A 14,654-nucleotide genomic window follows, 5' to 3' on the forward strand; every position below is an offset into this window, starting at 1 on the left:
ATCATGCTCCTTCGGGGAAGTAGGTACGGGAGAAGTGCAGGCGTTCCATGATCGGAGCGTCGGAGAAGGTGAACAGGTCGATGCCAGTGTCGCTGCGCACGGACCACTCGGACCACGACGGGATCACCACGAGATCGCCGGTGCGCAATGGCGTCTCGTCCCCGTCGAGCTTCACCGTGCCGGCACCGTCGAACACCTGGAAGACGGTGGAGCCCACGTCCCGGCGGGTACGGGTGTGCGCTCCGGCCCGCAGCCGGTGGAACTCGGCTCGGATCGTGGGCAGCACATCGCCGCCCGTCGTCGGGTTGGTGTACCGGACGGCCGCGTGTCCGGGCTCGACCGTGGCGGCGTGGCCCTCGTCCTCGAGTGCGAGCTGTTCGATGAGCGCGGCATCGGTGTGCGCCCAGCGGTAGCAGGAGATCGGGGAACTGGTGGCGGCGTCCATGCCCACCAGGGGGCGCAGGCCCGGGTGCGCCCAGAGCCGCTCGGAGCGGGAGATGTCGGGCGTTCCCTCGTCGGTGACGCCGTCTGCCCCGAACTCGAAGAAGCCCGTGTCCGTATCGCGCACGAACGGGATGTCCAGACCGTCGATCCAGGCCATCGGCCGATCGGACTCGTTGTGGTGCCCGTGGAAGGCCCAGCCGGGCGTCAACAGCAGGTCGCCGCGGCGCATCGCGACGGGATCGCCGTTCACCACGGTCCACACGCCCTCGCCCTCGACCACGAAGCGGAAGGCGTTCTGCGCGTGCCGATGTTCGGGCGCGGTCTCCTTGGGGCCGAGGTACTGGATCGCAGCCCACAGCGTGGGGGTGGCATAGGGCACGCCGCCCAGTCCGGGGTTCGCGAGAGCGATGGCCCGGCGCTCCCCGCCGCGCCCGACCGGCACCAGATCGCCCGCGCGCTGCGCCATCGGCAGCAGGTCGGACCAGCGCCAGACGTGCGGGACCGCGCGCGGGGCCGGTGCCTCAGGCATCAGGTCGCCGAGCTGCGTCCACAACGGGTTGAGATGGGCTGCTGCGAAATCCGCGTACAGGCGGTCCAGTTCGGGATCGCCGGTGAGGTCGATGGACACGGTGCCTCCTCGGGTGGTGTGTCGTGCCTGGCACCACGCTAGGGAGCTCGCGCCGTCGGTGGCGGCGCTGTTCTGCACAGCAGAACCTTCGTGGGTGCGGACCGGTGGCGGGCGTCACAGTCGATGCAGTGTTCGCGGAGATCGAGGAGCAGATGATGGCGAAACGAGCAATTGTTGCGGGCGGCGGTATCGGCGGAGTCGCCGCGGCGTTGGCCCTGAGTAGGCGGGGCGCCGAGGTGACGGTGCTTGAGGCCGCCCCGGAGTTCGGGGAGGTGGGCGCCGGGCTTCAGATCGGGCCGCACGGCTCCCGTATCCTGCAGGAGTGGGGAGTCTTCGACGAGGTGGTCTCCCGCGGCGTGCTGCCGAAGAACCTCGTCTTCCGTGACGCCCTCACCGCGGAGGAGCTGACCCGACTCGACCTGGGCGCCGACTTCCAGCGCCGTTACGGCGGCGTCTATTTCGTGGTGCACCGCTCGGATCTGCACGCGGCGCTGGTGGAGGCCGCCCGCGCGGCGGGCGCCGACCTGCGCACCGACAGCCGGGTGGCCGATGTGGTGACCGACGGCGCCGGAGTCCGTGTGATCCTGGCGGACGGCGAGGAACTGCGCGGCGACGTCGCCCTCGGCATGGACGGCCTGAGGTCGACCCTGCGGGCGAAGCTGTCGCGGGACGAGCCCGTCGGCTCGGGATATGCGGCCTACCGCGGCACGTTCCCGATCGAGCAGGTGCCCTTCGCCGACGATATCGAGGACGTGATCGGCTATATCGGACCCGGCTGCCACTTCATCCAGTACCCGCTACGCGGCGGCGCGATGCTGAACCAGGTCGCGGTGTTCCAGTCGCCCGGTTACCTCCGCGGCGAGACGGAGTGGGGCGGGCCGTCCGAGCTCGAGGACGCATTCGCGCACTGCCATCCCAGCGTCCGCGCGGCCACCGACTACCTGTGGAAGGACCGGTGGTGGCCGATGTTCGATCGCGAGCCGATCGAACAGTGGGTGGACGGGCGGATGATCCTGCTGGGCGATGCCGCGCACCCGCCTCTGCAGTACCTGGCCTCGGGCGCCGTGATGGCGCTGGAGGACGCTCGGTGCATCGCCGAGAACGTGCCGGATACGAACTCCGGCTGGGAGGCCGCGCTGGCCGCGGTGAACGCCGCGCGGGCGCCCCGATGCAACCGGATCCTGTCCACGGGACGGATGTGGGGCGAGTTGTGGCACCTCGACGGTGCCGGGCGCCAGGCCCGGAACGAGCTGTTCCGGTCGCTCCACGGCGACGCTGTGTACAAGTACACCGACTGGCTGTGGGCGCCTCAGGAGGCGCCGCGCCCGGCGGGAATCCGCTGACGGCGAACGCCGATGCCCGGCCGGAACAACCCGGCCGGGCATCGGCGTTGAGCGGATCAGACTGAACTTGGGAGGCCCAATGTCTGAGCAGATCTCGCTGCCCGTCCTCTTCGTCCCCGACCTCGTGGTGCTGCCCGGCATGGTCGTGCCCGTCACGCTCGACGACGCCGCGCAGGCGGCCGTCGACGCCGGCCGCGCGAGCGAGCGCGGCAAGCTCCTCATCGCCCCGCGGCTCGACGATCGCTACCCGACACACGGTGTCGTCGCCTCGATCGTGCAGGTCGGGCGCGTGCCGGGGCAGTCCGAGTACGTCGCGGTGCTGCGCGGCGAACAGCGCGCCCACATCGGCTCCGGCACCACCGGACCGGGTGCGGCACTGTGGGTCGAGGTCGACCTCGTCGACGAGACCGCCGTCACCGAGCGCACCCGCGAGCTCGCCGCCGAGTACAAGAAGGTCGTGCTCGCGATGCTCCAGCGCCGCGAGGCCTGGCAGGTCATCGACGCCGTCAACAAGCTCACCGATCCCGCCGCACTGGCGGACACGTCGGGCTACTCGTCGTGGCTGACGAACGAGCAGAAGCGCACCCTCCTGGAGACCGGCGACGTCGACGCGCGGCTGCAGCAGCTCATCGACTGGACCGGCGAGCACCTCGCCGAGACCGAGGTCAGCGACAAGATCGCCTCCGACGTGCGCGACGGAATGGAGAAGCAGCAGAAGGAGTTCCTGCTCCGGCAGCAGCTGAACGCCATCCGCAAGGAGCTCGGGGAGGACGAGCCCGACGGTGCCGACGACTACCGCTCGCGCATCGAGGCGGCCGACCTGCCGGAGAAGGTCCGCGAGGCGGCGCTGCGCGAGGTGGGCAAGCTCGAGCGCGGCACCGACCAGAGCCCCGAGGCGGGCTGGATCCGCACGTGGCTCGACACCGTCCTCGACCTGCCGTGGAGCGTCACGACCGAGGACTCCGACGACCTGCCCGGCGCGCGGGCGATCCTCGACGCCGACCACCACGGCCTCGACGACGTGAAGGACCGCATCGTCGAGTACCTGGCCGTGCGCTCGCGGCGCGCCCAGCGCGGTATGTCGCTGGTCGGCGGCCGCGGCTCGGGCGCCGTCATGGTGCTCGCCGGCCCTCCCGGGGTCGGCAAGACCTCGCTCGGCGAGTCCGTCGCGCGGGCGCTGGGCCGGAAGTTCGTCCGCGTCGCCCTCGGCGGCGTGCGCGACGAGGCGGAGATCCGCGGGCATCGTCGTACGTACGTGGGCGCGCTGCCCGGCCGGATCGTGCGCGCGATCGGCGAGGCGGGCTCGATGAACCCGGTGGTGCTGCTCGACGAGATCGACAAGGTGGGCTCCGACTACCGCGGCGACCCCGCGGCGGCGCTGCTCGAGGTCCTCGACCCGGCGCAGAACCACACCTTCCGCGACCACTACCTCGACCTCGACCTGGACCTGTCCGACGTGGTCTTCCTCGCGACGGCCAACGTGGTGGAGAACATCCCGTCGGCGCTGCTCGACCGCATGGAGCTCGTCACCCTCGACGGCTACACCGAGGACGACAAGGTCGCCATCGCCCGGGACTACCTGGTCCCGCGGCAGCTCGAGAAGGCGGCCCTGACGCCCGACGAGGTGACCGTCACCGATGACGCCCTGCGCGAGATCGCCGCGAACTACACGCGCGAGCCGGGTGTGCGGCAGTTCGAGCGGTTGCTGGCCAAGGCGCTGCGCAAGGTCGCGGTGGAGCAGTCCTCCGGAGAGGCGGCCACCGTCGTGGACGTGGACGACCTCCAGGGCTACCTGGGGCGGCCCCGGTTCACCCCGGAGACGGCGGAGCGGACCGAGGTGCCCGGCGTGGCAACGGGTCTGGCCGTGACGGGCATGGGCGGCGACGTGCTGTTCATCGAGGCCCTGCACACGCCGGGCGAGAGCGGTCCCGAGCTCAAGCTCACCGGCCAGCTCGGCGACGTGATGAAGGAGTCGGCCCAGATCGCGCTGTCGTACGTGCAGGCCCACGCCGCCGACTTCGGCATCGAACCGTCGGCGCTGAACGGCACGGTGCACATCCACTTCCCGGCCGGCGCGGTCCCCAAGGACGGCCCGTCGGCCGGTGTCACCATGGTCACCGCGCTGGTCTCCATGCTGACCGGGCGGCGCGTGCGCAGCGACGTCGGCATGACCGGCGAGGTCACGCTGAACGGCCGCGTGCTGCCCATCGGCGGCGTCAAGCAGAAGCTGCTGGCCGCACAGCGCAACGGCCTGACGACGGTCTTCGTGCCGCAGCGCAACGAGCCCGACCTGGACGACGTCCCGGCCGAGGTCCTCGACGCGCTGGACGTGAAGCCGATGGTCGACGTGGCGGAGATCGTCGCGCTGGCCCTCGAGCCGGTGTCGGAGAGCGCTCAGGTCGCCGCCTAGCAGGTTCGACGGTGCGCGGGCGGGTCGCTGCGGCGGCCCGCCCGCAGGCGTTTCGTGGGGAGTCGGCGCGGCGCGGGGGACGTCGCGTACACCGCGACGGCGCTGTCCGAGGCGCCTACAGGGAGACCTCGGTGACCTCGGTGAACACCATGGAGGCGCCGCCGGTGGCGAAGTTCGCGACGTCCTTGCCGACCTCGCGGCCGATGTCCGAGCCGAGTGCGGCCAGCAGGTCGGCCTTGCTGTCGAAGTACAGCTCGGCCACCTGGTAGATCTCCGGCGTGCTGCCATCGAGTGTGTCGCCCTTCGACACGGCGGCGCTCCGCAGCCCCGGCAGCTTCGCGGCGAGCGGCAGATGCGTGCCCGTGTAGTACGCGTCGAACGCTGCGGGATCGGTCGGCTGGTTGTAGAGCACGGTCAATCGGTACATCGTCTTCTCCTGGGTCGGCGCGGGCTTCGACCCCGACGCTACCGAGGCCGACGGTGCCGCCACGTCGCTTCCGCCACCCGACCCGTGCGATCAGGGCCGTCCTCGGGCGCCGTGCCGCGAGGAGTGCGGGCGTTCAGTGGGACGCGGCGGCCAGCACGGTGAACAGGACGGCGGCGACGACGGGGCCGGTCATCAGGAGGCGTCCAGTCCCGCCGGGGTGGGGACGCCGGCGGGGGTGGGCGGCACCGTCGAACCATGCGACCTGGGACAACGGGCCTTGAGTGGGATCCGCTCAAGTTTTTTCAGGAATCGGGAACATTCCTGTCCGCCCGCCCGTTGGACATGACGTACTACTTGAGCGTGCTGCGCTCAATGGGGTAGAACTGAAGTGTTCGCCCCTTGAGCCGGGGGCGCTGAAGTCTGGATCAGAAGCAGAACTATCAGGAGGCAAATCAATATGGGACGTGCAGTAGGCATCGACCTCGGCACCACCAACTCGTGCGTCGCTGTCCTCGAGGGCGGCGACCCGGTCGTGATCGCGAACGCCGAGGGCTCGCGGACCACCCCCTCGGTGGTCGCCTTTGCGCGCAACGGTGAGGTCCTGGTGGGTCAGCCCGCCAAGAACCAGGCCGTCACGAACGTCGACCGCACCATCCGCTCGGTCAAGCGCCACATCGGCACCGACTGGTCGCAGAAGATCGACGACAAGGACTACACCAGCCAGGAGATCAGCGCCCGCACGCTGATGAAGCTCAAGCGCGACGCCGAGGCTTACCTGGGCGAGGACGTCACCGACGCCGTCGTCACGGTGCCCGCGTACTTCAACGACGCGCAGCGCCAGGCCACCAAGGAAGCCGGCCAGATCGCCGGCCTGAACGTGCTCCGCATCGTCAACGAGCCCACCGCCGCCGCGCTCGCGTACGGCCTGGACAAGGGCGAGAAGGAGCAGACCATCCTGGTCTTCGACCTCGGTGGCGGCACCTTCGACGTCTCGCTGCTGGAGATCGGCGACGGCGTCGTCGAGGTCCGCGCGACCTCGGGCGACAACGAGCTCGGCGGCGACGACTGGGATCAGCGCGTCGTCGACTGGCTCGTCGAGAAGTTCAAGGCGCAGCACGGCATCGACCTCACCAAGGACAAGATGGCCATGCAGCGTCTACGCGAGGCCGCCGAGAAGGCGAAGATCGAGCTGAGCTCGGGCCAGAGCACCTCGATCAACCTGCCCTACATCACGGTGGACGCGGACAAGAACCCGCTCTTCCTCGACGAGAACCTGTCCCGCAGCGAGTTCCAGAAGATCACCAACGATCTGCTCGAGCGCACCCGTAAGCCCTTCCAGGCGGTCATCAAGGACGCCGGCATCTCCGTGGGCGACATCGACCACGTCGTGCTCGTCGGTGGTTCGACCCGTATGCCCGCCGTGACGGAGCTGGTCAAGGAGCTCACCGGCGGCAAGGAGCCCAACAAGGGCGTCAACCCGGACGAGGTCGTCGCCGTCGGCGCCGCCCTGCAGGCCGGCGTGCTGCGCGGCGAGGTCAAGGACGTGCTGCTGCTCGACGTCACCCCGCTCTCCCTCGGCATCGAGACCAAGGGCGGCGTGATGACCAAGCTCATCGAGCGCAACACCACCATCCCCACCAAGCGCTCCGAGACCTTCACCACGGCCGACGACAACCAGCCGTCTGTGCAGATCCAGGTCTTCCAGGGTGAGCGTGAGATCGCGGCGCACAACAAGCTGCTCGGCAGCTTCGAGCTGACCGGCATCGCGCCGGCCCCGCGCGGCGTGCCGCAGATCGAGGTCACCTTCGACATCGATGCCAACGGCATCGTGCACGTGACCGCGAAGGACAAGGGCACCGGCAAGGAGAACACCATCAAGATCTCCGACGGCAGCGGCCTGTCGCAGGAGGAGATCGACCGGATGATCAAGGACGCCGAGGCGCACGCCTCGGAGGACAAGGCTCGCCGCGAGGAGGCGGAGACCCGCAACCAGGCGGAGTCGCTGGTCAACCAGACCGAGAAGTTCCTCAAGGAGAACGAGGACAAGGTCCCGGCGGAGAACAAGACCAAGGTCGAGGCCGCCATCAAGGAGGCGAACGAGGCGCTCCAGGGCACCGACATCGCCGCCGTGAAGGCCGCCGTCGAGAAGCTCTCCGCCGAGTCGCAGGAGCTGGGTCAGGCGCTCTACGCGCAGGCCGGTGCCGCTGAGGCGGGCGCTCCGGGGGCCGAGGGTGCCGACGCCGGCGCCCAGCAGGACGACGGCGTCGTGGACGCCGAGGTCGTCGATGAGGACCCGAAGGACACCAAGTAATGACGAGTCCCGAGAATCCGGTGGATCCGGAGGAGGTGACCCCGGAGTCGGAGGTCGCGGCGGAGGAATCCGCCGCGGTCCCGGCCGAACCGGGAGAGGCCGCGGACGCCGAGGCCGTCGAGGAGGCCGCGCCGGACAAGGAGGCGGAACTCACCGCCGACCTGCAGCGCGTGACCGCCGAGTACGCCAACTACCGCAAGCGCACTGCGCGCGACGTGGTGGACGCCCGCGCCGCGGGCAAGGCCTTCGTGGTCGGCGAACTGCTGGTCGTCCTCGATGACCTGGATCGCGCGCGCAACCACGGTGACCTCGAGGCCGGGCCGCTGAAGTCGGTGTCCGACAAGCTCGACGGCGTCCTCAAGGCCCTGGGCCTGGAGTCCTTCGGCGAGGTGGGCGACGAGTTCGACCCGGCGATCCACGAGGCAGTGCAGCACGAGGGCGACGGCGCCGATCCCGTTCTGGGAGCGGTCCTGCGCCAGGGATACCAGATCGATGGCAAGGTGATCCGTAACGCGATGGTCGCCGTCACGGATCGCCCGGCGGATGCACAGGGTGAATCCGCGCAGGACGAGACATAGAAAGGAGGTGATGCCCAGTGGCACAGAGGGAATGGGTTGAACAGGACTTCTACAAGGAGCTGGGCGTCAGCTCCAGCGCGAGTGCCGACGAGATCAAGAAGGCCTACCGCAAGCTCGCCCGTGAGTTGCATCCGGACGCGAATCCGGGCAACACGCAGGCCGAGGAGCGGTTCAAGCGGGTCTCCGAGGCGCACGCCGTGCTCTCCGATCCGGCCAAGCGCAAGGAGTACGACGAGACGCGGCGCCTGTTCGGCGGCGGTCGATTCGGCTCCGGCGGTGCGGGCGGCTACGGCGGCGGTGGCGGGTTCGGGTCCGGCGGCTTCGGCAACACCGGCGGCGGCGGGGGCGGGTTCTCGTTCTCGGACATCTTCGACGGTGCCGCGTCCGGCAACGGCGGAGGCGGCTTCGGGGACATCTTCGAGGGCCTGTTCAACCGCGGCGGCGCCGGGCAGGCGCCCGGCCCGCAGCCGACGCGGCCGCGTCGCGGCAGCGATCTGGAATCCGAGCTGACGCTGGGCTTCCGGGACGCCACGCTGGGCGTGACCACGCCGATCACGCTGACCTCACCGTCGCCCTGCACGACCTGCCACGGGTCCGGCGCCAAGCCGGGCACCAGCCCGCGGGTCTGCCAGTCGTGCAACGGTTCCGGGCTCGTGAGCCGGAATCAGGGAGCGTTCAGCTTCTCCGAGCCGTGCCCGGACTGCCGCGGCACCGGCTCGGTGATCGACGATCCCTGCACGGACTGCAACGGCACCGGCGTCACCGTGCGCACCCGCACGGTGAACGTGAAGATCCCGCCCGGCGTCAAGGACGGCCAGCGGATCCGCCTGGCGGGCCAGGGGCAGGCCGGGATGCGCGGGGCGCCCTCGGGCGACCTGTTCGTCACCGTCCACGTGGGCGCCGACGACGTCTTCACCCGGAACGGCGACGACCTGCTGGTCACCCTGCCCGTCAGCTTCGCCGAGCTGGCGCTGGGATCCACCGTCACCGTCCCCACGCTGGGACAGCCCGTGGGCGTGAAGATCCCGGCGGGGACCACCGACGGTCGCACCCTCCGGGTACGCGGCCGCGGCGTTCCCAAGCGGGCGGGCGGCCACGGCGATCTGCTCGTCAAGGTGCAGGTCGCGGTTCCCCCGTCGCTGGACGAGCGGGCACAGCAGGCGCTGCGCGACTACGCGGAGGCCGAGCGTGCCGCGGGCTTCGACCCGCGGGGCGGCTGGGCGGGCGCCGGAACCGCTGCGGGGGCGTAATGATGAACGTCGACCAGCAGTTCCCCGAGGATCCGGACGCGCACGTGTTCATGATCTCGGTTGCTGCGCAACTCGCGGGGATGCACGCGCAGACCCTCCGCACGTACGACCGGCTCGGGCTCGTGACGCCCGAGCGGTCGGCGGGCGGGGGCCGGCGTTACTCCTCGCGCGATGTCGACCTGCTCCGCGAGGTGCAGCGCCTCTCGCAGGACGAGGGCGTGAACCTCGCCGGGATCAAGCGGATCATCGACCTGACCAACCAGGTGGACGCCCTGCAACGTCGGGTCGAGGAACTCACCGCACAGGTCGAGAACGTCCGCCGCGGAGGCGAACTGGTGCACGTGCCGAAATCCTCCGCCATGGTGGTCTGGCAGCCGCGGAGTCGCCGCAAGGGCTGAGCAGAAGGCCTCGTCACGGCCCCGGGAGTCCGACGACCCCGGGGCCGTGGCGCGTCCTGGGTCGTCGCCGCGCATCCGGAGCGGCGTCGCCGACGTCCGCTCACAGCGGGTCGTGCACCACGTCCTCCGGTGCGGCGCCCCGCTCCACGGCCTTCTCGCTCGCGGCGCGCAGCAGGCCCTTCGGGCCGGCGATGAGCACGCGGTGGCCGGTGAGATCCAGGCCGTCCATCGCCTCCACCAGCGAGCCGTGCCGCAACGGGAGCGCGCGGTAGGCGGTGGCGGGATGCTTGAGCCACCACGGATCCCGTCGCGCATCCGTCACCTGCGTCACCTTGAGCCACGGATTCGTCGCCGCCAGCGGCGCGAGCGAGTCCGAGTCGTACAGCAGCCCCGGCGATCGCGCCCCCACCAGGAGGTGCACGTCGGGGTTGTTCGCGTTCATGGACATCGCCAGCAGGATCGACTTCATCGGCGCGAGGCCCGTGCCACCGGCGATCATCGTGACGGGGCGGTCACCGTCGGGCCGCAGGAGCCCGTGTACCTGCCCGAACTGCCACACGTCGCCCGCGCGCGTCTCGCCGAAGACGGTGCTGGAGAGGTAGCCGCCCGGTACGGAGCGGATGTGGAACTCCACTTGGCCCTGCGTGTTCGGCGGCATCGCCAGCGACAGCGGCCGCCACACGCGCGGCACCTGCGGAATCTGCGTCTCCACGTACTGGCCGGGCCGGAAGAGCAGCGGATCGTCCGCCAGGAGCCGCACCACCGACAGGCCGGGATGGGGTCGCAGCACCTCCACGACGCGGGCCGTGCGCCGGGCGGGCGTCGGATCGGAGTGCGCGCCGCCGCGCATGACGCCGGTGAGCAGTTGCACGCCCTGCTCGAGCACCGCGGCGTCCTCGTCGTCGAGCCCGCCGTGGGGCTTGTAGACGGCGTGCACCTCGGCGATGATCGCCGCCGACATCGTCTCGTAGTGGGCCTCGGTGAGGCCGTACTTGCGATGATCCCGCCCGAGCTGCGCGAGGAACTCGATGAGTTCGTCGTGCCCCTCGGTCTTCGGGATCGACGTGAAGACGTGGTCCAGCACGCGCAGGAAGACGGCGCGGTGTCCCGTCATGTTGGCGGGGAAGAGATCGCGCAACGACGGATCCATCGCGAACAGCCGGGCGAACAGGCCCTTCGTGAAGTCGTCCGCCACGGGGCGGAGATCAGCCGCGATCTGCGCCAGACCGTGCCGTGCATGCGCACCCACTGCCGCTCCGCTCCTGCCTTCCGATCCCTGCGTTGACGGGCCCATCCTACCTGCGGCTTTTCCTCCATCACATCGTCGCGCGCACGGCGCGCCCGGTTCTGCACCGAACCGCCCGGTCGAGTATCTTTCTCCCGGGGCGCGGGGATCGTGCCGAGGGATCGATGAACTCGAAGAGAGGGTTCCACCGCATGGTCGCTTTGCGAGTCAGTCGCCGCGTGCGCCGCATCGGGTACGGCATCGCCGTCGGGACGGGCATCGCCCTCGCGCCGATCGCCGCCGGTGCCGCTTCCGCCGATACGGGGCCGACGCCGGCCGCCGACGCACCCGCCGCGTCCACGGCCGTGCAGCGCGTGAAGCCGGTCGTCGTGCCCAAGCCCGTCGCCGCGAAGCCCGTGGCTGCGAAGCCGGTCGCCGCGAAGCCTTTCGTTGCGAAGTCGGCGGCTGCGAAGCCTGTTGCGGGGAAGCCCGTCGCGCGGCCGGTCGCCGCGAAGGCGGCGTCCGCGGGACCCGCGCTGCGGGGCGGCACCGTCGATCGCCGGCCGGTCGTCGTCATCGGCGCCTCCGTCTCCTCGGGTAAGGAGGTGTCCGCGGCGCAGGCCTACCCGCGCCAGGTCGCCGCGCTGTCGGGTCGACCGGTCGCGGTCAGCTCCCGTGTGGGCGCCGGGTACGCCGACGGTTCCATCGCCCGCCTCACCCGCGCCGCGAACCTGCCTGCACAGAATCCGTCGCTCGTGGTGCTCCAGGCGGGTACGAACGACGTCGGCGCGCCCCCGGCCCTCGTCGCGGGCCAGGTCCGGCAGGTCGTCTCGACGGTGCGCCAGCAGGCGCCCGGCGCGAAGATCGCCGTGGTCACGGTCTTCCCGTCGATCCACAACGGCGCCGCGGCCCGCCGCACCGACGCCGCGATCATCGGCGCGGCGCGGTCCGTCGACCCGAACGTCGCCGTGATCTCCCCGCTCAACGAGGGCTGGACCTACCGCGCGTCGGAGGACGGGCACCCCGGTGCCGCCGCGCACGAGCGGATCGCCGAGCGGGTCTCCGGCCTGGTCTGACACCCGCGCGAGCGCGAGCCCCCACCGCTGTCGGTGGGGGCTCCGTCGTTTCCGGGGGCGCCCCGGTCGTCCGAGTGAGCCAAGGGGCGGAAGTTACTCATGCGGCTGGTGTTGTGTCAAGATGTCGGCATGAGCGTGTCGCGTTTCGGTGCAATGGTCGGAATCGGAGCCGTGGTGGTCGCGTCGGTGAGCGGGGGGCCCGCCGCCGCCGAGCCCGCGGCCGCACCGCGGACCACCGACTCCCGGCCGATCGTCGTGATCGGGGCGTCGATCTCGACGGGCTACGAGGTACCCGGCGTCGTGGCCTATCCGCGGATGATCAGCGCCATCGCCGGCCGCTCGGTGTACCTCAGCGCCCGCGGCGGGGCGGGATACAACGACGGCGCCATCGCCGGGCTGACCCGGGCCGCGAACCTCGCCGGCCGCGACCCGGCGCTCGTCGTCGTGCAGGCGGGCTCCAACGACGTGGGCGCCGCACCCGCCGCGATCGACGGCCAGGTGCGGCAGGTGATCACCACGGTGCGGTCGCAGGCGCCGAACGCCAGGGTCGCGCTCATCACGGTCTTCCCGTCGGTCCGCGGCAGCGGCCCCGACGCCCGCACCACCGAGGCGACGATCGTCGGCGCCGCCCGCGCCGTCGATCCGTCGGTGTCCGTCATCTCGCCGCTGACCGAGGGCTGGGTCTACGGGGCCAGCAGCGACGGGCACCCCGACGCGGCGACGCACCAGAAACTAGCCGAGCGCGTCGCCGCGCTGGCCTGACCGTTCACGGCCGCTCTCCGCGCCGGACCCGGTCGCGGGGTAGTGCGGGCACCACCCGGGAAAGGGGTGCGCGCGTCAGGGTGCCGAGTCCGCCCGCCGCATACGGTCATCGGGTGAAGCACTCCTGGCGGCGTCCTGCCGCGGTCCTGGTCGCGACGGCGGCGATCCTCCCGGCCCCGGCGACGGCGAGCGCCGAACCCCTGTCGAGCACGGCGGTCGCGGAACTCCTCGAACGCTCGACCATCCCCGACCTCCAGCGCGCGATGGACGGTCGCCGGCTGACCTCGCGAGACCTCACGCGCGCGCTCGAGAACCGGATCGCCCGCGTCGATCCGGGCCTGCGTGCGGTGATCCGGACGAATCCCGACGCCGTGCGCTCGGCCGAGGCCAGCGATGCGCGACGTCGTGCGGGTGCCGTGCGCGGCCCCCTCGACGGCATCCCGGTGCTGCTCAAGGACAACATGGACACCGCGGACGGTATGCGGACCACCGCCGGCTCGACCGCGCTCGACGGTGCGCGCCCCGCCCGCGACGCGCACGTGGTGACCGCCCTCCGGAACGCGGGTGCCGTGATCCTCGGGAAGTCCAACCTCTCGGTCTGGTCCAACTTCCGCAGCTCCGAGGCCATCGCCGGATGGAGCCCCGTCGGGGGACAGACCCGCAATCCGTACGCGCTCGACCGCAGCGCCTGCGGATCGTCGAGCGGCGCCGCCGCGGCGGTGGCGGCGGGCCTGACCGTGGTCGCGATCGGCACCGACACCGACGGATCGGTGCTGTGCCCGGCGTCCATGACCTCGACCGCCGGGATCCGGCCGACGGTGGGCGTAGTGAGCCGGACGGGGATCGTGCCGATCACGGCCCAGCAGGACACCCCCGGACCGATCGCCCGGTCGGTGACCGACGCGGCTCTCACGCTCCGGGCGATGGCCGGGCAGGACCGCGCCGACTCCGCCACGGCATCGTCGACCCAGGTGCGGATCCCGACGGACCTGCGCGCCGATGCGCTGCGCGGCAAGCGCATCGGGCTGTGGCGGACCGGGCGCGTCGGCCTCGACCCGGCGGTGGACCGCGCCTTCGAGGACGCGGTGCGTAGGCTCCGCGCGGCGGGCGCCGCCGTGGTCGACGGTGCCGACGTTCCCGCGATCGACCGCATCGTCGCGAAGGACCTGGTCCCGGCGCTGATGACGGAGTTCAAGCACGACCTCAATGCCTACCTCGCCGCGACGCCGGGGACGCACCCGCGGGACCTCGCCGGGCTGATCGCCTTCGGACGCGCCCACGCCGGAGTCGAGTTGCCGCTGTTCGGGCAGGACCTCTTCGAGGCCGCCGAGGCGTCGGACGGTGACCTCACCGCGCCCGCCCACCGCGCCCGCCGGGCCGCGGCCACGGCCGCCGCCCGGCGCGCGATCGACGACGTGATGGCGCGCCTGCGGCTGGACGCGATCGTGACACCGACCGCCGAGGCGGCGCCCCGCGTCGACCGGCAGGGGCCGCCCGAGCGACCCTTCACCTCGTCGACCCGGCAGAGTTCGACGGCCGGTTACCCGCAGGTCACGGTGCCCGCCGGCTACGACCCGGACGGACTCCCGCTCGGGCTGTCGTTCCTGGGCGGAAGCGGTTCCGACGCCGCGTTGGTGCGGTACGCCGCCGCGCTGGAGCAGATCGAGAAGGTCCGCCGGGCGCCGGCCCTTCATGTGAGGTGAGTCACCGCGGAAAGCAGGGTTGAGTGGAACAGACTCAAGAGTCTGCGCGTTGAAGGACACAGAAGGCATACTTGAGTGAAGAGCGCTCAGGGTGCACGA

At 71.3% G+C, this 14,654-nt stretch carries 13 protein-coding genes; 9 read left to right on the forward strand and 4 right to left on the reverse strand.

What is annotated here, in order from left to right; translation table 11 throughout:
- Window position 1: 1 nt before the first annotated feature.
- A complete protein-coding gene (locus tag FK530_RS03950; protein ID WP_146485688.1) occupies window positions 2-1,072 on the reverse strand; it encodes a cupin domain-containing protein in 1,071 nt (356 codons plus the stop codon).
- A 152-nt stretch (window positions 1,073-1,224) separates the two neighbouring features.
- Between FK530_RS03950 and FK530_RS03955 the strand changes: the two genes are divergently transcribed.
- Together FK530_RS03955 and lon are read left to right on the forward strand one after the other, a co-directional pair.
- Window positions 1,225-2,415, forward strand: coding sequence for an FAD-dependent monooxygenase (locus FK530_RS03955; RefSeq protein ID WP_146486284.1), 1,191 nt, complete (start codon window positions 1,225-1,227; stop codon window positions 2,413-2,415).
- A gap of 79 nt (window positions 2,416-2,494) precedes the next feature.
- Window positions 2,495-4,825 carry an endopeptidase La gene (gene lon / locus FK530_RS03960; RefSeq protein WP_146485689.1) on the forward strand — a complete coding sequence of 777 codons (2,331 nt, stop codon included), beginning with the start codon at window positions 2,495-2,497 and terminating at the stop codon, window positions 4,823-4,825.
- 115 nt (window positions 4,826-4,940) lie between these two features.
- Here the strand turns inward: lon and FK530_RS03965 are convergent, their stop codons facing one another.
- Window positions 4,941-5,252, reverse strand: a complete 312-nt coding sequence (locus tag FK530_RS03965; protein WP_146485690.1) for an EthD family reductase — start codon at window positions 5,250-5,252, stop codon at window positions 4,941-4,943.
- A 133-nt stretch (window positions 5,253-5,385) separates the two neighbouring features.
- Entirely contained in the window at window positions 5,386-5,523 is a 138-nt protein-coding gene (locus FK530_RS25750) for a hypothetical protein (RefSeq protein ID WP_158645020.1), read from the reverse strand.
- Window positions 5,524-5,709: 186 nt separating this feature from the next.
- Here FK530_RS25750 and dnaK point away from each other — a divergent pair, with 186 nt between their 5' ends.
- From dnaK to FK530_RS03985, 4 genes are read left to right on the forward strand one after another with little or no spacing between them, the layout of a single operon-like run.
- On the forward strand, window positions 5,710-7,563 hold the full coding sequence (gene dnaK, locus FK530_RS03970; RefSeq protein ID WP_146485691.1) for a molecular chaperone DnaK: 1,854 nt from the start codon (window positions 5,710-5,712) through the stop codon (window positions 7,561-7,563).
- The gene (grpE, locus tag FK530_RS03975) at window positions 7,563-8,141 is read left to right on the forward strand and encodes a nucleotide exchange factor GrpE (RefSeq protein WP_146485692.1); all 579 of its coding nucleotides are present in this window, start codon (window positions 7,563-7,565) and stop codon (window positions 8,139-8,141) included. The genes dnaK and grpE overlap by 1 nt, the downstream gene beginning before the upstream one ends.
- Window positions 8,142-8,158: 17 nt before the next feature.
- Window positions 8,159-9,391 (forward strand): molecular chaperone DnaJ, encoded by a 1,233-nt coding sequence (gene dnaJ, locus FK530_RS03980; protein ID WP_146485693.1) that lies wholly within the window; start codon window positions 8,159-8,161, stop codon window positions 9,389-9,391.
- Window positions 9,392-9,393: 2 nt separating this feature from the next.
- A complete protein-coding gene (locus tag FK530_RS03985) occupies window positions 9,394-9,789 on the forward strand; it encodes a heat shock protein transcriptional repressor HspR (protein WP_146486285.1) in 396 nt (131 codons plus the stop codon).
- A gap of 100 nt (window positions 9,790-9,889) precedes the next feature.
- Here the strand turns inward: FK530_RS03985 and FK530_RS03990 are convergent, their stop codons facing one another.
- Entirely contained in the window at window positions 9,890-11,038 is a 1,149-nt protein-coding gene (locus tag FK530_RS03990) for an FAD-binding oxidoreductase (RefSeq protein ID WP_158645021.1), read from the reverse strand.
- A 188-nt stretch (window positions 11,039-11,226) separates the two neighbouring features.
- On the opposite strand from FK530_RS03990, the gene FK530_RS26840 reads away from it, so the two are divergent.
- The 3 genes from FK530_RS26840 to FK530_RS04005 all read left to right on the forward strand — a co-directional run bounded on the left by FK530_RS26840 (window position 11,227) and on the right by FK530_RS04005 (window position 14,555).
- On the forward strand, window positions 11,227-12,090 hold the full coding sequence (locus tag FK530_RS26840; RefSeq protein ID WP_146485695.1) for an SGNH/GDSL hydrolase family protein: 864 nt from the start codon (window positions 11,227-11,229) through the stop codon (window positions 12,088-12,090).
- 129 nt (window positions 12,091-12,219) lie between these two features.
- The gene (locus FK530_RS04000) at window positions 12,220-12,852 is read left to right on the forward strand and encodes an SGNH/GDSL hydrolase family protein (RefSeq protein WP_158645022.1); all 633 of its coding nucleotides are present in this window, start codon (window positions 12,220-12,222) and stop codon (window positions 12,850-12,852) included.
- Between the two features lie 113 nt (window positions 12,853-12,965).
- A complete protein-coding gene (locus tag FK530_RS04005) occupies window positions 12,966-14,555 on the forward strand; it encodes an amidase (protein WP_205124172.1) in 1,590 nt (529 codons plus the stop codon).
- The last annotated feature ends 99 nt before the right edge of the window (window positions 14,556-14,654 follow it).

The sequence above is a fragment of the Tsukamurella conjunctivitidis genome (assembly GCF_007858475.1).
In the GTDB taxonomy this organism is placed as follows: Bacteria; Actinomycetota; Actinomycetes; order Mycobacteriales; family Mycobacteriaceae; genus Tsukamurella; species Tsukamurella conjunctivitidis.